Below are 16,368 nucleotides of genomic sequence, written 5' to 3'. Positions count from 1 at the left end.
ACTTATTTAGCGAAGTTTTGATTCTGAGTACTTTGAATTTCACCAGGTAATTTGTAAACGCCACTTTGAACATCTGCTATCTGTTGTTGTAGCAATTCAATTTTCTGATTATGAATTTTTATAGCATCCTGGTTTGTTTTGATCGTGGCGTTTTGAGAAGCGATGTCACTTTGCAAATTATCAAGAGTATCTTGCGTGGATTTTTTCTCACCCGTTGTATTATATTGATCATCAGATTTTTTCGCTGCAATATTATTTTTATCAATTGAAATTAACTTCTTAGCGGCGATAATTTTCTTTTTGTTACTTGTGATTAAATTTTGTTGATGGTCAATTTCGCGTTTTGTTGTTTGAATAGCAAACGTCTTACGTCCACTATCACGAATCGAACTATTAATCATTTTTTTATTAGTAACCACTCGCAAAGTAACTGTTTTTCCAGCTTTTTTATAGGCTCTTTTTTGTGCTGGTGTATCACTATCATCTCCATCAACGTATGGAGTCGATGTTGGAGTATTGTTGATTACCTTCACTTTTAAAGCTCTATACTTCGGTGTCAAATGACGCACAACCAAAGTGAATTTGTCAGAAGTTGTTGGAATAATTTGCATAGTTGCCTTTTCAGGATTATATGTTTGTAATTTAAATTTCAACTGATTTTGTGGAATCGGTACTGTACTGCCTGCATCCAATTGCCGGGTTGTTTGAATGCTAAGAACCATGATATTTTCTTTAGGGTTATACATTTTACTCAGTAATTTAATTGAGCCACTTTCATTTTCGTAATCTAACGTCTTATTAACTCCGGTCACATTAACTTGGAGTGGCACGGGAGCAAATTTGGTTCCAAGCAACAATAATCCCATAATTGCAACACAACTAATTACGGTCAATATTCTGATTACTGAAACGTGTTCATCATGCCAATCCTGAAAACGACTATACTTATTTTTTAATTTTTTAAAAAAAGAACTGTCTTGAAGTTGTTTGATTAAAACCTCCACCCTTCTTAAAATCTTATTTTGTTTTCTGTTGTTCATTGGCCAAATCTTGAATAATTTGATCACTATTATCGGCGGATAAAACCCACAAAATTTTGCCAACAGGTGAATCAGGTGAATCGCTTTTTTTTTGGCACGATAATAACGATCCTGTATCAACTTTGATAGCACTGACGAATTCAAGATTGGGTATTTCTACCAAGCAAATTATTCCTGGGCTAAAAAGTGTAATCTGATCATGTGGTAGATCAATCGGAACTTCAAAACTATACGCCAAGTTTGTTAAACCATGAGTTTTTAAAAATTTGCCTTTTACTAATAACATAAATTTCACCTCTGGCGTTTAATAGTTGTTCATCCAACTCCAATCACCTTTCATAGCTGACTTAATCGTTTTTGTTTTCACACCAATATTTTTTGGATTGATTTTTTTATTTTGTTTTTTCTTATCGTACGTGATAGAAACCGGGGCAATTTGAACTTTCTTACCTTTTTCTTTATTGATCAGTAAAAAAGTAGGTGTACTTTCGATCGTGTAATCACCAGTTAACTCACGTCCCAATTTTGATCTGGTATTAACCTGTAAATATTTAACGTGATGCTTTGCAGCTAATTTTTTTTCTTTCTGAATCGTTGGCATGGCCTTCTGACAATAAACACATCCACGTTGATAAAACAGCACTACATATTTACCAGATTTCATCGTTGAAGCCTTCGACAATTGTGAAACATTTGGTGTTTGTTGCCAAACTACCGCTCGCTGATGTTTTACAATCGCAAATACCATTAAGTCAATAAGCGAGAATAAAATTACTAATCCAATAACTACAAATTTAAAATGTTCCGTAAATAATTGTTTTATTTTCATAACTAACCTCTTTTTATTTTGTTACTCTCACAATTTTGACCGGATCGTGCAGCACTGTAATGGGCGGTCTAAGGCCGAATTTAAAACGGTGATTATTGGTTTTAACCAGCGTTGGAAATTCCTGTTTTAACCATCTGCTAGCATTAGCTCGACTCGTAAATTCAATAATTTGATCAAACTCATTTTTTAATGGATCTTTCGTAATGGCATTCATAATAATATATTTCAGCACTTAATCACTCTTTTCTTTAAAAAATACTATTTGTTCTCTGTCAATTGTTTTAAAGTAACTATTGGTCTTTCACTATTGTTATCAATCATTCTATATTTTTCTTTATTATCAACAAGATCCCTTAGATTAGCGTAGCTTGCTAAATCATACTGGATCGTCTAGGTTCTCTTTTTTTAAATAGTGCGTAAATTTCGCCACAAAATCTGCCGTCTGCTTTAACCATCATTAGGAATCAATATCGGCCTCTTTTTTGAATAGTTTGCAGTCTCGATTAAAAACTCGAATATTTCCTTTTTTGGTGTGAATCTCATCAACAATCGTTGGATCATCTTCACTAAGTGCATGATGTCCAATAACAATTCCATCACCTGCTGGATTAACCAAATGTCCCGCAATAATCTGCTTTGGAAAACTAACATGATCATTTAAATCAAAAACATGCTCAGTCTTTGCTTTCCAATTTCCATGTGTACCTTCTACTGGATAGATATTCATAATGATTACCTTCTTATCTTTTTAATTTTCTAACCAGATAATGCTTATTTTGTAACCACACCTGAACCGCAATTTGTTCAACCCCAAGATTACCGTTTACAAATGCAGCCTTAAGAATTTGTTGATAACGATTCTCAGAATCATTACAAAGCTCTTTTGCCAAATCAACGCAAGTAAGTCCCCAAAGTTCCACACCATTTTGCTTAGGATTATCAATCATCAAATCACAAACGGTAAAAAGAGTAGCATCGGCCTGCATATGGACGCGCATCAAATGCCAGAGCAACTCTGGTTTACGCCCGGTCCCCCGCACAAACCTTTTTTCCATGCTGTCTAAAAAAATTTTAATAACGCTCTCGTTTACCTTCTGGTCTTCATATGTTTGATAGCCTTGTTTATTGGCAGTTTTTAGTTCCTTGAGTATCGCTTTCATTTCTTCAAAATAAAATAATTTATCTGAATTCAATAGGCCACTCCTCCCCGTCATTAGAACTTACCTCGGTAATCACAATAAAGATTGGCGACCACTGGCTTGTATTTTCGATCAGTCAATTCAAATTCTTCACGCCAAACCTTCGTTACTACTGCCTGATCATAATTGACGTTTGAATGATTAAGTCTGCCTTGGGAAGCAACTACGACTACTGATCCACTCTCAATTCCTGAAGAACGTAAACTCTTCGGAAGATGGAACACATACCCTTTTTTCTTAAGTAATCTTCCATTAGTTGGATGTGCAATCAAAATTTCTGTAACTGGTTGAAAAAAGTGAACTTCAACGGTATTGAAATATAAAGGATCTTCTTCATTTCTTTTCATGATATTAATCTCCTCTCGAAGTTAAAATTAGCTGATCTAACGGAACCTCTTGATTATGTCGATTAATCTGGCCTGTTAAATATGCCCCATGATCAATAATTCGAACTACCTTGCCTTTCAAAAATACTCTTTTATTCTTAACTAAATGATCTATCCATTTCACTTGATCTCCTACTTGAATCATCTTCACCACTCCTTATTTTTAAAATTGTAATTCTCCCAATGTGCTCAGTAAAACGATTAAAATTCCAGAAGCTACTAAAATCGATATCAAATACAACAATGCCATCCCGATCTTTTGTTCACGTTTAGTTTTCAGTCGGAAATTTTGAACCGCTATTTTTGATCGTTTTTGTAACATCTAATTCACCTCATTGTTATTAAAATTACGTATTTGAGCTAACCGCTGATCTAATTTTTTCTTTGCTTCTGGATTAATTGGAGATTCTGTAAGTTTTGTTTGACTATCCCCTTGAGCCCAATCAGGAAGGTGCTCTTTAACTTTGTCCCCTTGTTTTTTTAAAGCTGCTTCAGGTAATGACATATATTGCTTCCAAGTTCTGTAAATGAAGAAGTTGGAGACTAGCTTAATATATGTTTCAGAATAATTTTGAATTTTAACGAATTTCAAATAATTTTTCGTACCTCGACTAATCTCGTTTTCTTTAATGCCTTCGTTTACCGCTTTGATATATGCTTTAAGACCGTCTTCTTTACCTACTCTTCTTGTTACCGGGAACAGATTCCATAATTGCTCGAAGTTATTTTGTAGCTTTTTAAGTTTATCTTTATCTCTAACTCTGTCTCTATCTCTGACTCTAGATGTCGAACATTTTTGAACATTGTTACGTGGGAGGCTGTTGGTATTATTTAGTTTCAAATTTGTATTATTGTTTACTAGTTTTGGATGCCTCATACGTTTTAATCGCATTCTTCGTGCTGCATCTGTTTCGGAACCAGTCATTTCATCAATTCGATCAAAATGAATAATATCTGTTGATTTACCTTCCGAAACTAATTTTTTTGCTTCCAGCCAGCTAAGCAAAATTGATACGGCTTCTTTTTTTTCATCTAATCGAATTGCCAATTCTTCAGCAAAATCACTAGCGATATGTTCGAAATAAATATAACCGCCATCTGGAGCTGAGAGCACCATCATTTCAAGGTAAATCAATGCATAGGTATCACCACCCGGAAGTTTTCTTAGTACCTTTACTTCTGGGCTCTGAAACCAATCAGAACTAACCTTGATCCAGTAGTATCGCTTGTCAGCCATAATTCACCACCTACTTTTTAACGTGCTTATTTGGCCTCTCAGAGCGTGCAATGCTATCCACAAAACTGTCAAATTTATCCATTGCCGCATCGAATTTATCGTCTTCTACACCACTCAAATTATCTAAACTACTCAAGACCTGATCTAATCGATTCATACTACTGGCAGTGTGTTTATTTAATGCATTTAAGAACACCTCCAAAGTTTTACGCTGCTTTGTAGTTAACTTAGGAGACTTCTTTTTTTCAACGCGTGGCCCAGCATTTACAAGCGCGATGTCATCAGAAATATCAGAAGATGGTTGCCAACTCTCCACCAATTCACTAGCACTATCTAAGTCCTTGCGTAATACTTCTTTGGCACTTTTAACCCCGAATCTGCGTGTAACGGCTTTACGTAATTCTCGAGAAATCATGGCATAGGTGTGTCCATCTTGATAAGCATTTGACTGATAGCCACCAACAATATTTGTAGCCCGCTTAACAATTGTTTTGTCCAAGCGACCACCCTCAATGGCGTTAATACTTTCCTGACCTTCTAGTTTTTTTAAACGTGAGTCATGATCAATCAGTTTTTCATCCGTGTTACGTAACCTATGACCAATTTCTTTAAAAACCTTTGGAAGCTTTTCATTAACTGGTTCCGTATTCTTGCTAACTGAAACCTCTTTATCACTATTCATGCTGCTTGCTCCTCTCAAATCACTGTTCATCTATATCACCTTCGATAACATTGTCTTTACCGATATTTATACGTTGTTTTTCACCATGGTGTGGAATCCTTTCATGCAGGGCATTCCCGAAATCAATCATGGAATTAGCAATATCATCGGCCTTCTGTGCCGCTAGTGAGTCAGCATCTACATACTTAAGCGTTCCGGAATACATGATTGGTGCCACCGTTGAAATAAGTTTCGTAGCGGCTTCAAAAACTTTTTGATAATCTTGAACACCAGTTAATTTGTTACTAGCATCGGAGTATTTGGATTGCAGATTTTGCAACTGTTTTTTCATGGTTTTAAATTCTTCGGTACCTTCCTTGGTGTCATCTAATTGCTTTTGAAGGGCCTGAACCTTTGCCATTTGAAACTGTTCAGAATTCTTAGCGGCCTGTACTTGACGAGCCATTTGTTTCTTTTCACTAATCATTTTTTGATTATCCTGTTTAATTTTTTGATAATCAGCTGGTTCAACTTCAACTGGATCACCTGGAACTTCTTTGACTTCTTGTTTTTTACTCAAAAGTTCATTAAATTTTTGACTTTGTTTCGCGATTGTTTCTTCATGAGTCTCAATTTGATTTTGTAATTGTTCATTTTCAGCTGAAACTTGATGTAAATCTCCCTGTGCTTCATGCAACTTTTTCTTAAGATCACGCAATTCACGAACAGTCATCTCATCAGGCTTCTTAATTTCACCAGCGGACGTAACTTGATCCTTATCACGTTCCTCCTCAGGCAAAGAAGCAATCTCATACAAAGCTTTCACACCTAACTGATTCAAATGGTGCCCCGGGGCACCATTTAGCTCCTTTGCAATTTTCATGGCACGTTTAGCAAACGTTTTTTCAATATTTATTGAATCAAGCCAGTTAAGCCATTCACCATGTACTAAATCATTTTCTTTTACCCAACTAAGCCGACGCCCAATTTCAAAAATTGACTGTCCTGCCATTTGCTGGTATCCCTTAATTTCCGACGAAATTACATTAATATCAGTACTTAAACTTGGGACTTTATTACTATCATTTTGTGTTGCTGCTCCGTTCATTTTTCCATCTCCCATTACTTAGACTTATCCCAAGGTAACTCTTCAAAATGGCGTTCAAGGAAGCAAGCCATTGTTGTTGCTTTAAATCTCCAAGGACTACCACTTCCCTTACTAACAATAATTTGTCCATTCTTTTCCATTTTGTTTATTTCCCGACTATATCTTGGATTTTCTATAATGTATTTCTTTATCCATTCTTCTTTTTTTCCACCAGTCCAATCTCTTAAGTCGGCCATTTTCCAACAACGACCTTCAACCGACTCCATTGCCTTTTTATAAAGTGACTCAGAAAAATCAGGAACTGGAAATTCGACAGCTATTGTTTTACTTTGCAAAACTTTTGACCTCCTTTGGTAGTAACAAGCGATAATCCATGTTCAAAAATTCACCAACTTTTTCAACACTACTAATCTTGGGCTGCACCCTATCCCATCTATATATAGACTTTTTACCCACTCCCGATTTTTCACCAACTTGTTCAAGTGTTAAATTTTTTAATGCAGCGGCTTTTCTAATATTTTTGACTAAAGATTCTTTCAATTTTCACTTTTTTCTCCTTTATTTGATATTTTTGTTTACGTTTGGTATCACTTGTGATACTATATAAGCATACAGAAATAAAAGTTAATATCCTATCTAGCCGTGATATTTAATTTCTATTTTTTTCCTTAATATTTCATTGAAATGTAGGAATAACCCCTGACATATCACCAAACTGGAAATATAAACTGTTGATTTATTTCTTATGCTAAATTCAGTTTAGAACCACACGTGGTACTTGTCAAGATTTTTTTATCATTAACGATACTTCTTTTATATAGAAAGGTGACAGCGATGAGTACTGTTTCAAGAATTAAAGAATTAGCCAACAAAAGGAACCTCAACCTAAAACAACTTTCTATCAAGCTTGGTATGGGAGAAAACACAATTTATCGTTGGGATAAAAAACAACCAACCTCTGACCGTTTACAAAAAGTAGCGGACTATTTGAATGTATCTACCGATTACCTCCTTGGTAGATCCAACAAAACTAATTACTACGATTTAAATAAGCAAGATATTGTGGATATCGGTGTTCAAGTCGATCGTATGCTAGAAGGGTTAGATTCCGAGTCCGAAACTAATTTCTATGGAGAACCAATGACAGAGGAAGATAAACAAAAACTTAGAATTGCTATGCAGGCTGCTTTACAGGCTGCTCAGATCGAATCTCGGAAAAAATTCACACCAAAAAAATACCGAAAGTAAAGGATGGTTACTATATGGAAAAAGACAATAAACAAAAATTAAAAAAAAGAGCACAAGAAGTGTTGAATATTCTTAGTAAATGTACAGATTTCAATGATATGAATCCAGAGGACATAACTTTATTAGAGATTGAAAAAGACAAACTTAAAAAAAACTAATTCAACTTTTATCTTATCTTTTTCTCATTCCGAACAATATGCACATAAAACAGGTAGCACAAATGAAACTCGAGGGTGAGTTGATAAACAATGGCATTTGAAAAAAACGAAATTTCAGAAGCTGATCGTATTATGAAAAAATACGATACACATGATCCTTTTTTGATTGCTAAAAAAGCTAATATCACTGTTCTTGAAGCAGATATGGGGAATATCACCTACGCTATTCGAAATCACTATAAAAGAACTGATATAATTACATTGAATCAAACCATTAATTTTGCGTGGAAAAATTTTGTTCTTGCGCATGAGTTAGGACATTGTTATTTACACCATGGCTTCTCCACTACTTTTTATCGCAACACGCCTAGTAGTGGAATGATAAACTGGGCTGAAAAAGAAGCAAGCACTTTTGCAATGGAAATATTGGATTCACAGTTACGAGAAGAAGATAGTTACTATCAACTAACTCCTTTTGAAAAACTAGATCATTTAGGTCTTCCCTATTCTTTAGAAGATTATTTAGTATAACAAAAAACACACTCTCTCCCGCCAAGAAGTTTAGTGTGTTTTATCATAAATATTGGAGCACCCTAATCAGATGTGCCCTTATAAGTTCATTCTAGCATGAGGAACTCCGATTAGAAAGCGAACGGAGGTTCTTTTTATGGCAAGCATTACAAGAAGAAATACTGGATGGCAAGCTCGTCTGAGAGTTAATCAAGGAGGTGTTTTAAAACCAATTAGTAAACAAGGCTTTCGAACAAAAAAGGAAGCTAAAATTTGGGCAAATTCTCAAGAGATAAGTGATTTTAATGGTGATGCCGTCATTCAAAGCATGCAGTCTTTACCAGACTACTTTATTAATTGGTTTCATTTGTATAAAGAAGCTAGTCTACGGTCAGCAACCAAAAAGCGCTATAAAGAAACCTATCGAGTTCTGGTAGGCTACTGGCAGGACACACCACTAAAAGATATTACTTTTGATAAATACCAAAAATTTTTAAAAGATTTCGGTGAAAAACATGCCAAGGCAACTGTGTCTAAGGTTCATTCGCAGACACGAGCAAGTATTCGTGCAGCTGTCCGTACCGGAAAGCTTCATCGGGACTTTACAGAGGCGGCCACGGTATACGGTCAGCCTGGTAAAACAGAAGAAGAAAAATATCTCGAAAAAGATGACATGCTTAAACTTTTAGCATATTGTCGTAAGGACTTGCGTATTTCAGCAGCATCAAAGATCATGATCACTACTGCTCTTTATACTGGTCTACGAATTGAAGAAGTTGGTGCCCTCACTTGGGATAAAATAGACCTAAATGAAAAACGATTAACTGTTTCACGCGCCTGGGATTATGCAAATCATGGCGGATTCATGCCAACAAAAAATGAAAGCTCTCAACGCACAATCGATATCAATCAGGAATTGGTAAAGCAACTTAAAAGTTGGAAATTAATTCAGAGCTCTTATTTTGAAGAAACCGGGTTATCTAATTGTTACGATCTGAAGCAAAATCGATCGACACATTTCAAGAATAATGAAGAAAATCCAACTAATTTAGTTTTTTTAAATGATAGACAAAATATTGTTGGATCTAACGGTGTTGGTAACTTATTAAAAAAATTAGCTGGTCCTAAAAGCCAAGGCGGTTTGGGTATCAAGAAAGTGACTTTTCATGCTTTACGTCACACTCATGCCAGTTTCCTTATTTCTGAGGGTGTATCTATCTACTACATCTCCAAACGATTGGGCCACGCATCAATATCCGTCACCCTAGACACATACTCGCACCTCTTGCGTTCTTTGTCGGATAAAGAAAGTAATAAAACAATTGCAATTCTCGATCATGTCTTTGTAAAAGATCCACAAAACTAAGGTACATTAAAGAAAATGACAAGCGTTAATTAGGTCACGATTACAGAGAACTTTTCTACTTGATGATTTGATTTGCTTGTAGTTTAAATGTGTACGACTTAGTTTTTTGAATGACCCGATATATCCCCTACAACGCCAAGGGATTGGATCAATGAATTACGTACAAAAATAAATACTATGTGTACATTTCCTATTTTAGAGAGGCTCATAAACGCCGGTATAAAGGCATTCTTGAAATAAGAGAAAAATCAAGAGACATGGCGTACACAAAACGTTCACACTTAATGGATTTTTTAGGGCTTTTTAGGGTAATTTAGGAGCCCGCCGTTTCTATCAAATGCCGGTTTAATAGGATTTTAGGGTAAAAAAAAAGCCCCTCAAGGGAGCAATAATGCCGCCGGTGGGGGTCGAACCCACACTCCCGGTAAAGGGAACTGGATTTTGAGTCCAGCGCGTCTGCCAATTCCGCCACAGCGGCATCTTTTTATATTTAATCGGTTTCCTAAGTTCAACTTAATGAGCTTCTAACCTACGGACGATTAAAAATCGCTCAATCATCCTAAGGGCGGTAGGTGGGAATCGAACCCACGCGTGCCGGATCCACAAACCGGTGCGTTAACCACTTCGCCACTACCGCCAACAATGGCAGGGATAGTAGGAGTTGAACCCACATCGACGGTTTTGGAGACCGCAGTTCTACCATTAAACTATATCCCTATTATAAAAATGGAAGGGAGTGGATTCGAACCACCGAACCCGAAGGAGCGGATTTACAGTCCGCCGCGTTTAGCCAGACTTCGCTACCCTTCCATATATGGCGCGAGACAGATTCGAACTGCCGACACACGGAGCTTCAATCCGTTGCTCTACCAACTGAGCTATCGCGCCAAAAAATGACATATAATATTCATTTAACGGTTCCAACGAGACTCGAACTCGTGATCTCCTGCGTGACAGGCAGGCGTCCTAAACCAACTAGACCATGGAACCAATAATTTAAATGGAGAGTACAGGGCTCGAACCTGTGACCCTCTGCTTGTAAGGCAGACGCTCTCCCAACTGAGCTAACTCTCCATAAAAATGACCCGTACGGGATTCGAACCCATGTTACTGCCGTGAAAGGGCAGTGTCTTAAACCACTTGACCAACGGGTCATACTAATTACAACGGAGAGTAAGGGATTCGAACCCTTGAGACGGATAAATCCGTCTACATGATTTCCAGTCATGCTCCTTCGGCCAGCTCGGACAACTCTCCATATCCAAAACTAAACTCCGGCAGGCGGACTCGAACCGTCGACAACCTGATTAACAGTCAGGGGCTCTACCAACTGAGCTATGCCGGAATATTCGCATGGCAACGTCCTACCCTCGCAGGGAGCGATCCCCCAACTACTCTCGGCGTTAAGAAGCTTAACTTCTGTGTTCGACATGGGAACAGGTGTATCCTTCTCACTATCGTCACCACACTTCTCCGATCCACTTCCGCGGCTCGTGTGAAAGAAATTTATTCTCTCAAAACTAAATAATATCGAAATCTTCTCTTTGAGAACACCACTTTGTGGTTAAGTCCTCGACCGATTAGTATTGGTCCGCTCCATGTATCACTACACTTCCACTCCCAACCTATCTACCTGATCATCTCTCAGGGGTCTTACTTCCATAAATGGAATGGGAAATCTCATCTCGAGGCGAGTTTCACACTTAGATGCTTTCAGCGTTTATCTCATCCATACGTAGCTACCCAGCGATGCTCCTGGCGGAACAACTGGTACACCAGCGGTATGTCCATCCCGGTCCTCTCGTACTAAGGACAGATCCTCTCAAATTTCCTACGCCCGCGACGGATAGGGACCGAACTGTCTCACGACGTTCTGAACCCAGCTCGCGTACCGCTTTAATGGGCGAACAGCCCAACCCTTGGGACCGACTACAGCCCCAGGATGCGATGAGCCGACATCGAGGTGCCAAACCTCCCCGTCGATGTGAACTCTTGGGGGAGATAAGCCTGTTATCCCCAGGGTAGCTTTTATCCGTTGAGCGATGGCCCTTCCATACGGTACCACCGGATCACTAAGCCCGACTTTCGTCCCTGCTCGACCTGTCTGTCTCGCAGTCAAGCTCCCTTGTGCCTTTACACTCTGCGAATGATTTCCAACCATTCTGAGGGAACCTTTGGGCGCCTCCGTTACTCTTTAGGAGGCGACCGCCCCAGTCAAACTGCCCACCTGACACTGTCTCCCGCCACGCTTAGTGGCGCGGGTTAGAGGGTTCACACAACGAGGGTAGTATCCCACCAACGCCTCCACCGAAACTAGCGTTCCGGTATCTACGGCTCCTACCTATCCTGTACAAGTTGTACAAACACTCAATATCAAGCTACAGTAAAGCTCCATGGGGTCTTTCCGTCCTGTCGCGGGTAACCCGCATCTTCACGGGTATTATAATTTCACCGAGTCTCTCGTTGAGACAGTGCCCAGATCGTTACACCTTTCGTGCGGGTCGGAACTTACCCGACAAGGAATTTCGCTACCTTAGGACCGTTATAGTTACGGCCGCCGTTTACTGGGGCTTCATTTCAAAGCTTCGCCGAAGCTAACTCATTCACTTAACCTTCCAGCACCGGGCAGGTGTCAGCCCCTATACGTCATCTTACGATTTTGCAGAAACCTGTGTTTTTGATAAACAGTCGCCTGGGCCTATTCACTGCGGCTGATCTTGCGATCAGCACCCCTTCTTCCGAAGTTACGGGGTCATTTTGCCGAGTTCCTTAACGAGAGTTCTCTCGCACACCTTAGGATACTCTCCTCGACTACCTGTGTCGGTTTGCGGTACGGGTAGTTAAACTCTAACTAGAAGCTTTTCTCGGCAGTGTGACATCAGGAACTTCGCTACTTAAATTTCGCTCCCCATCACAACTTGTCCTTAAAAGATAAAGCATTTGACTCTATCTAAGACTTGTTGCTTGGGCACACTTATCCAACTGTGTGCTTTCCTTAGCCTACTGCGTCCCTCCATTGTTCAAACAAGTTTAACTAGTACAGGAATCTCAACCTGTTATCCATCGTCTACGCCTCTCGGCCTCGACTTAGGTCCCGACTAACCCTGGGAGGACGAGCCTTCCCCAGGAAACCTTAGTCATTCGGTGGACAGGATTCTCACCTGTCTTTCGCTACTCATACCGGCATTCTCACTTCTAAGCGCTCCAACAGTCCTCACGGTCTGCCTTCATCGCCCTTAGAACGCTCTCCTATCACGCCACCTTACGGTGGCATCCACAGTCTCGGTAATATGTTTAAGCCCCGGTACATTTTCGGCGCAGAATCACTCGACTAGTGAGCTATTACGCACTCTTTAAATGATGGCTGCTTCTGAGCCAACATCCTAGTTGTCTATGCAACTCCACATCCTTTTCCACTTAACATATATTTAGGGACCTTAACTGGTGGTCTGGGCTGTTCCCCTTTCGACGATGGATCTTATCACTCACCGTCTGACTCCCGGACATAAATCAATGGCATTCGGAGTTTATCTGAATTCAGTAACCCTAGATGGGCCCCTAGTCCAAACAGTGGCTCTACCTCCATGATCCTAAGTCCGAGGCTAGCCCTAAAGCTATTTCGGAGAGAACCAGCTATCTCCAAGTTCGTTTGGAATTTCACCGCTACCCACACCTCATCTCAGCACTTTTCAACGTACACGAGTTCGGTCCTCCAGTGCGTTTTACCGCACCTTCAACCTGGACATGGGTAGGTCACTTGGTTTCGGGTCTACATCTGCATACTCAGTCGCCCTATTCAGACTCGCTTTCGCTACGGCTCCGTTTCTTCAACTTAACCTGGCATGCAAACGTAACTCGCCGGTTCATTCTACAAAAGGCACGCCATCACCCATTAACGGGCTCTGACTTCTTGTAGGCACATGGTTTCAAGAACTGTTTCACTCCCCTTCCGGGGTGCTTTTCACCTTTCCCTCACGGTACTGGTTCACTATCGGTCACTAGGGAGTATTTAGCCTTGGGAGATGGTCCTCCCGGATTCCGACGGAGTTACACGTGTTCCGCCGTACTCAGGATCCTGAACTGAGGGATCTTCATTTTGCCTACGGGGCTATCACCCGCTCTGGCCAGTCTTCCCAGACTGTTCGGCTATGAAAATCTTTGGTAACTCAAATGTTCAGTCCTACAACCCCAGGAAGCAAGCTTCCTGGTTTGGGCTGTTCCCCTTTCGCTCGCCGCTACTCAGGGAATCGATTTTTCTTTCTCTTCCTGTGGGTACTGAGATGTTTCAGTTCCCCACGTCTACCTCCAGCCACGCTATGAATTCACGTAGTGGTAACAACGGATTAATGTTGTTGGGTTTCCCCATTCGGAAATCTCCGGATCAAAGCTTACTTACAGCTCCCCGAAGCATATCGGTGTTAGTCCCGTCCTTCATCGGCTCCTAGTGCCAAGGCATTCACCATGCGCCCTTTATAACTTAACCTAACTTTATCGAAGATAAAGTGGTTTTGAGTTTAGCGATTATTTTAAGAACTAATCTTGTTGTAAAACTCTATAAAACGCAATGTTCTCGGTTTAATTATCTGATAATTAAAATTAGAAAATTTTTCGATATTATTTAGTTTTCAAAGAACAAATTCGACGGCTAAGCCGTCAATGGAGAATAGCGGGATCGAACCGCTGACCTCCTGCGTGCAAGGCAGGCGCTCTCCCAGCTGAGCTAATTCCCCAAAAATGTATCAATGGGCCTAAATGGACTTGAACCATCGACCTCACGCTTATCAGGCGTGCGCTCTAAACCAGCTGAGCTATAGGCCCGTTTCGCGCGGTATACATTTGAGAGTAGACCTCTCAAAACTAAACAAAGTTTCGACATATGTGTAGGTTTCCGTTTCTAAATATCCTTAGAAAGGAGGTGATCCAGCCGCAGGTTCTCCTACGGCTACCTTGTTACGACTTCACCCCAATCATCTGTCCCACCTTAGACGGCTAGCTCCCGAAGGTTACTCCACCGGCTTTGGGTGTTACAAACTCTCATGGTGTGACGGGCGGTGTGTACAAGGCCCGGGAACGTATTCACCGCGGCATGCTGATCCGCGATTACTAGCGATTCCAACTTCGTGCAGGCGAGTTGCAGCCTGCAGTCCGAACTGAGAACGGTTTTAAGAGATTAGCTTAACCTCGCGGTCTCGCAACTCGTTGTACCGTCCATTGTAGCACGTGTGTAGCCCAGGTCATAAGGGGCATGATGATTTGACGTCGTCCCCACCTTCCTCCGGTTTATCACCGGCAGTCTCACTAGAGTGCCCAACTTAATGCTGGCAACTAATAATAGGGGTTGCGCTCGTTGCGGGACTTAACCCAACATCTCACGACACGAGCTGACGACAACCATGCACCACCTGTCATTCTGTCCCCGAAGGGAACGCCTAATCTCTTAGGTTAGCAGAAGATGTCAAGACCTGGTAAGGTTCTTCGCGTAGCTTCGAATTAAACCACATGCTCCACCGCTTGTGCGGGCCCCCGTCAATTCTTTTGAGTTTCAACCTTGCGGTCGTACTCCCCAGGCGGAATGCTTAATGCGTTAGCTGCAGCACTGAAGGGCGGAAACCCTCCAACACTTAGCATTCATCGTTTACGGCATGGACTACCAGGGTATCTAATCCTGTTCGCTACCCATGCTTTCGAGCCTCAGCGTCAGTTACAGACCAGACAGCCGCCTTCGCCACTGGTGTTCTTCCATATATCTACGCATTTCACCGCTACACATGGAGTTCCACTGTCCTCTTCTGCACTCAAGTTTCCCAGTTTCCAATGCACTTCTTCGGTTAAGCCGAAGGCTTTCACATTAGACTTAAGAAACCGCCTGCGCTCGCTTTACGCCCAATAAATCCGGATAACGCTTGCCACCTACGTATTACCGCGGCTGCTGGCACGTAGTTAGCCGTGGCTTTCTGGTTGGATACCGTCACTGCATGAGCAGTTACTCTCACACACGTTCTTCTCCAACAACAGAGTTTTACGACCCTAAAGCCTTCATCACTCACGCGGCGTTGCTCCATCAGACTTTCGTCCATTGTGGAAGATTCCCTACTGCTGCCTCCCGTAGGAGTCTGGGCCGTGTCTCAGTCCCAATGTGGCCGATTACCCTCTCAGGTCGGCTACGTATCACAGCCTTGGTGGGCCTTTATCTCACCAACTAGCTAATACGCCGCGGGTCCATCCAGAAGTGATAGCCGAAGCCATCTTTTAAAAGAAAACCATGCGGTTTACTTTATTATGCGGTATTAGCATCTGTTTCCAGGTGTTATCCCCCACTTCTGGGCAGGTTACCCACGTGTTACTCACCCGTTCGCCACTCACTTTATAGTTAAAATCATCTTCGATGCAAGCATCTCTAAATCATTCAACGAAAGTGCGTCCGACTTGCATGTATTAGGCACGCCGCCAGCGTTCATCCTGAGCCAAGATCAAACTCTCATATTATACTTGAGTTTTTACAAGCTCATTTGTTGTTTCATTGTTTAAAACGAATTGACTTCGCAAATGTTTGCTTCAAAATTTTCATTTGAAGACCCTACACATTTTACTTTGTCGAAACTTTGTTCAGTTTTCAAAGGTCTACT

The 16,368-nt window shown here is 40.7% G+C and carries 18 protein-coding genes, 12 tRNA genes and 3 rRNA genes; 4 read left to right on the top strand and 29 right to left on the bottom strand.

Annotation, left to right across the window (positions count from 1 at the left end; translation table 11 throughout):
* Window positions 1–2: 2 nt before the first annotated feature.
* The 14 genes from ACLHK8_RS00165 to ACLHK8_RS00100 form a co-directional block, all read right to left on the bottom strand.
* The gene (locus ACLHK8_RS00165; protein WP_144010366.1) at window positions 3–1,040 is read right to left on the bottom strand and encodes a hypothetical protein; all 1,038 of its coding nucleotides are present in this window, start codon (window positions 1,038–1,040) and stop codon (window positions 3–5) included.
* Window positions 1,018–1,326, bottom strand: a complete 309-nt coding sequence (locus ACLHK8_RS00160; RefSeq protein ID WP_323707391.1) for a hypothetical protein — start codon at window positions 1,324–1,326, stop codon at window positions 1,018–1,020. Before ACLHK8_RS00160 ends, ACLHK8_RS00165 begins: the two co-directional genes overlap by 23 nt.
* Before the next feature lie 18 nt (window positions 1,327–1,344).
* Window positions 1,345–1,869, bottom strand: a complete 525-nt coding sequence (locus ACLHK8_RS00155) for a thioredoxin domain-containing protein (protein WP_057773666.1) — start codon at window positions 1,867–1,869, stop codon at window positions 1,345–1,347.
* Window positions 1,870–1,882: 13 nt separating this feature from the next.
* Entirely contained in the window at window positions 1,883–2,101 is a 219-nt protein-coding gene (locus ACLHK8_RS00150) for a hypothetical protein (protein WP_057773664.1), read from the bottom strand.
* A gap of 225 nt (window positions 2,102–2,326) precedes the next feature.
* The gene (locus ACLHK8_RS00145) at window positions 2,327–2,596 is read right to left on the bottom strand and encodes a hypothetical protein (RefSeq protein ID WP_434520328.1); all 270 of its coding nucleotides are present in this window, start codon (window positions 2,594–2,596) and stop codon (window positions 2,327–2,329) included.
* A 13-nt stretch (window positions 2,597–2,609) separates the two neighbouring features.
* Window positions 2,610–3,062 (bottom strand): hypothetical protein, encoded by a 453-nt coding sequence (locus ACLHK8_RS00140; protein ID WP_057773660.1) that lies wholly within the window; start codon window positions 3,060–3,062, stop codon window positions 2,610–2,612.
* 20 nt (window positions 3,063–3,082) lie between these two features.
* Window positions 3,083–3,415 carry a DUF5839 family protein gene (locus ACLHK8_RS00135; protein WP_323707393.1) on the bottom strand — a complete coding sequence of 111 codons (333 nt, stop codon included), beginning with the start codon at window positions 3,413–3,415 and terminating at the stop codon, window positions 3,083–3,085.
* Between the two features lie 4 nt (window positions 3,416–3,419).
* Window positions 3,420–3,599, bottom strand: a complete 180-nt coding sequence (locus ACLHK8_RS00130; RefSeq protein WP_323707394.1) for a hypothetical protein — start codon at window positions 3,597–3,599, stop codon at window positions 3,420–3,422.
* 18 nt (window positions 3,600–3,617) lie between these two features.
* Window positions 3,618–3,776 (bottom strand): hypothetical protein, encoded by a 159-nt coding sequence (locus tag ACLHK8_RS00125; RefSeq protein WP_323708998.1) that lies wholly within the window; start codon window positions 3,774–3,776, stop codon window positions 3,618–3,620.
* Window positions 3,777–4,691 carry a phage replisome organizer N-terminal domain-containing protein gene (locus tag ACLHK8_RS00120; protein ID WP_323707396.1) on the bottom strand — a complete coding sequence of 305 codons (915 nt, stop codon included), beginning with the start codon at window positions 4,689–4,691 and terminating at the stop codon, window positions 3,777–3,779.
* Window positions 4,692–4,701: 10 nt separating this feature from the next.
* Window positions 4,702–5,373 (bottom strand): ORF6C domain-containing protein, encoded by a 672-nt coding sequence (locus ACLHK8_RS00115; protein ID WP_057773654.1) that lies wholly within the window; start codon window positions 5,371–5,373, stop codon window positions 4,702–4,704.
* A 19-nt stretch (window positions 5,374–5,392) separates the two neighbouring features.
* Window positions 5,393–6,460: a DUF3102 domain-containing protein gene (locus ACLHK8_RS00110; protein ID WP_057773652.1), complete on the bottom strand. Its 1,068-nt coding sequence runs from the start codon at window positions 6,458–6,460 to the stop codon at window positions 5,393–5,395.
* Between the two features lie 14 nt (window positions 6,461–6,474).
* Window positions 6,475–6,795, bottom strand: coding sequence for a DUF771 domain-containing protein (locus ACLHK8_RS00105; RefSeq protein WP_057773650.1), 321 nt, complete (start codon window positions 6,793–6,795; stop codon window positions 6,475–6,477).
* The gene (locus tag ACLHK8_RS00100; RefSeq protein ID WP_057773647.1) at window positions 6,785–7,000 is read right to left on the bottom strand and encodes a helix-turn-helix domain-containing protein; all 216 of its coding nucleotides are present in this window, start codon (window positions 6,998–7,000) and stop codon (window positions 6,785–6,787) included. Before ACLHK8_RS00100 ends, ACLHK8_RS00105 begins: the two co-directional genes overlap by 11 nt.
* A 294-nt stretch (window positions 7,001–7,294) precedes the next feature.
* Here ACLHK8_RS00100 and ACLHK8_RS00095 point away from each other — a divergent pair, with 294 nt between their 5' ends.
* From ACLHK8_RS00095 to ACLHK8_RS00080, 4 genes are all read left to right on the top strand, one after another.
* Window positions 7,295–7,708, top strand: a complete 414-nt coding sequence (locus ACLHK8_RS00095; RefSeq protein WP_323707397.1) for a helix-turn-helix domain-containing protein — start codon at window positions 7,295–7,297, stop codon at window positions 7,706–7,708.
* Window positions 7,709–7,722: 14 nt separating this feature from the next.
* Window positions 7,723–7,866, top strand: coding sequence for a hypothetical protein (locus ACLHK8_RS00090; RefSeq protein WP_156406516.1), 144 nt, complete (start codon window positions 7,723–7,725; stop codon window positions 7,864–7,866).
* A 90-nt stretch (window positions 7,867–7,956) separates the two neighbouring features.
* Window positions 7,957–8,397, top strand: coding sequence for an ImmA/IrrE family metallo-endopeptidase (locus tag ACLHK8_RS00085; RefSeq protein WP_057773644.1), 441 nt, complete (start codon window positions 7,957–7,959; stop codon window positions 8,395–8,397).
* Between the two features lie 136 nt (window positions 8,398–8,533).
* Window positions 8,534–9,742, top strand: a complete 1,209-nt coding sequence (locus tag ACLHK8_RS00080) for a site-specific integrase (protein ID WP_057773643.1) — start codon at window positions 8,534–8,536, stop codon at window positions 9,740–9,742.
* A 392-nt stretch (window positions 9,743–10,134) separates the two neighbouring features.
* Here ACLHK8_RS00080 and ACLHK8_RS00075 read toward each other — a convergent pair.
* The 15 genes from ACLHK8_RS00075 to ACLHK8_RS00005 form a co-directional block, all read right to left on the bottom strand.
* A tRNA-Leu gene (locus ACLHK8_RS00075) sits at window positions 10,135–10,220 on the bottom strand.
* Window positions 10,221–10,306: 86 nt separating this feature from the next.
* Window positions 10,307–10,379, bottom strand: a tRNA-His gene (locus tag ACLHK8_RS00070).
* A 6-nt stretch (window positions 10,380–10,385) separates the two neighbouring features.
* Window positions 10,386–10,459 (bottom strand) — tRNA-Trp (locus tag ACLHK8_RS00065).
* 10 nt (window positions 10,460–10,469) lie between these two features.
* A tRNA-Tyr gene (locus tag ACLHK8_RS00060) sits at window positions 10,470–10,552 on the bottom strand.
* 5 nt (window positions 10,553–10,557) lie between these two features.
* Window positions 10,558–10,630, bottom strand: a tRNA-Phe gene (locus tag ACLHK8_RS00055).
* A 27-nt stretch (window positions 10,631–10,657) separates the two neighbouring features.
* A tRNA-Asp gene (locus ACLHK8_RS00050) sits at window positions 10,658–10,732 on the bottom strand.
* Window positions 10,733–10,743: 11 nt separating this feature from the next.
* A tRNA-Val gene (locus ACLHK8_RS00045) sits at window positions 10,744–10,816 on the bottom strand.
* A 7-nt stretch (window positions 10,817–10,823) separates the two neighbouring features.
* A tRNA-Glu gene (locus ACLHK8_RS00040) sits at window positions 10,824–10,896 on the bottom strand.
* A 13-nt stretch (window positions 10,897–10,909) separates the two neighbouring features.
* Window positions 10,910–10,999 (bottom strand) — tRNA-Ser (locus tag ACLHK8_RS00035).
* 15 nt (window positions 11,000–11,014) lie between these two features.
* A tRNA-Asn gene (locus ACLHK8_RS00030) sits at window positions 11,015–11,087 on the bottom strand.
* 6 nt (window positions 11,088–11,093) lie between these two features.
* A 5S ribosomal RNA gene (rrf, locus tag ACLHK8_RS00025) occupies window positions 11,094–11,210 on the bottom strand.
* A gap of 92 nt (window positions 11,211–11,302) precedes the next feature.
* A 23S ribosomal RNA gene (locus tag ACLHK8_RS00020) occupies window positions 11,303–14,225 on the bottom strand.
* A gap of 174 nt (window positions 14,226–14,399) precedes the next feature.
* A tRNA-Ala gene (locus ACLHK8_RS00015) sits at window positions 14,400–14,472 on the bottom strand.
* Between the two features lie 13 nt (window positions 14,473–14,485).
* Window positions 14,486–14,560, bottom strand: a tRNA-Ile gene (locus ACLHK8_RS00010).
* Between the two features lie 90 nt (window positions 14,561–14,650).
* A 16S ribosomal RNA gene (locus tag ACLHK8_RS00005) occupies window positions 14,651–16,228 on the bottom strand.
* Together the 16S, 23S and 5S rRNA genes with 12 tRNA genes alongside form the textbook arrangement of a ribosomal RNA operon.
* Window positions 16,229–16,368 lie beyond the last annotated feature (140 nt).

Source organism: Pediococcus sp. M21F004, from assembly GCF_051122535.1.
Lineage (GTDB): Bacteria > Bacillota > Bacilli > Lactobacillales > Lactobacillaceae > Pediococcus > Pediococcus inopinatus.
The sequence above is the reverse complement of the archived record's forward strand: the minus strand, read 5'-3'. Positions and strand labels throughout refer to the sequence as shown.

Bases quoted from the DNA above. Each gene is read 5' to 3' on its own strand.
- ACLHK8_RS00135 (WP_323707393.1), bottom strand. From the start codon at position 3,415: ATGAAAAGAAATGAAGAAGATCCTTTATATTTCAATACCGTTGAAGTT.
- ACLHK8_RS00080 (WP_057773643.1), top strand. From the start codon at position 8,534: ATGGCAAGCATTACAAGAAGAAATACTGGATGGCAAGCTCGTCTGAGA.
- ACLHK8_RS00155 (WP_057773666.1), bottom strand. From the start codon at position 1,869: ATGAAAATAAAACAATTATTTACGGAACATTTTAAATTTGTAGTTATT.
- ACLHK8_RS00120 (WP_323707396.1), bottom strand. From the start codon at position 4,691: ATGGCTGACAAGCGATACTACTGGATCAAGGTTAGTTCTGATTGGTTT.
- ACLHK8_RS00115 (WP_057773654.1), bottom strand. From the start codon at position 5,373: ATGAATAGTGATAAAGAGGTTTCAGTTAGCAAGAATACGGAACCAGTT.
- ACLHK8_RS00160 (WP_323707391.1), bottom strand. From the start codon at position 1,326: ATGTTATTAGTAAAAGGCAAATTTTTAAAAACTCATGGTTTAACAAAC.
- ACLHK8_RS00085 (WP_057773644.1), top strand. From the start codon at position 7,957: ATGGCATTTGAAAAAAACGAAATTTCAGAAGCTGATCGTATTATGAAA.
- ACLHK8_RS00110 (WP_057773652.1), bottom strand. From the start codon at position 6,460: ATGAACGGAGCAGCAACACAAAATGATAGTAATAAAGTCCCAAGTTTA.
- ACLHK8_RS00130 (WP_323707394.1), bottom strand. From the start codon at position 3,599: ATGATTCAAGTAGGAGATCAAGTGAAATGGATAGATCATTTAGTTAAG.
- ACLHK8_RS00165 (WP_144010366.1), bottom strand. From the start codon at position 1,040: ATGAACAACAGAAAACAAAATAAGATTTTAAGAAGGGTGGAGGTTTTA.
- ACLHK8_RS00145 (WP_434520328.1), bottom strand. From the start codon at position 2,596: ATGAATATCTATCCAGTAGAAGGTACACATGGAAATTGGAAAGCAAAG.
- ACLHK8_RS00125 (WP_323708998.1), bottom strand. From the start codon at position 3,776: ATGTTACAAAAACGATCAAAAATAGCGGTTCAAAATTTCCGACTGAAA.
- ACLHK8_RS00090 (WP_156406516.1), top strand. From the start codon at position 7,723: ATGGAAAAAGACAATAAACAAAAATTAAAAAAAAGAGCACAAGAAGTG.
- ACLHK8_RS00095 (WP_323707397.1), top strand. From the start codon at position 7,295: ATGAGTACTGTTTCAAGAATTAAAGAATTAGCCAACAAAAGGAACCTC.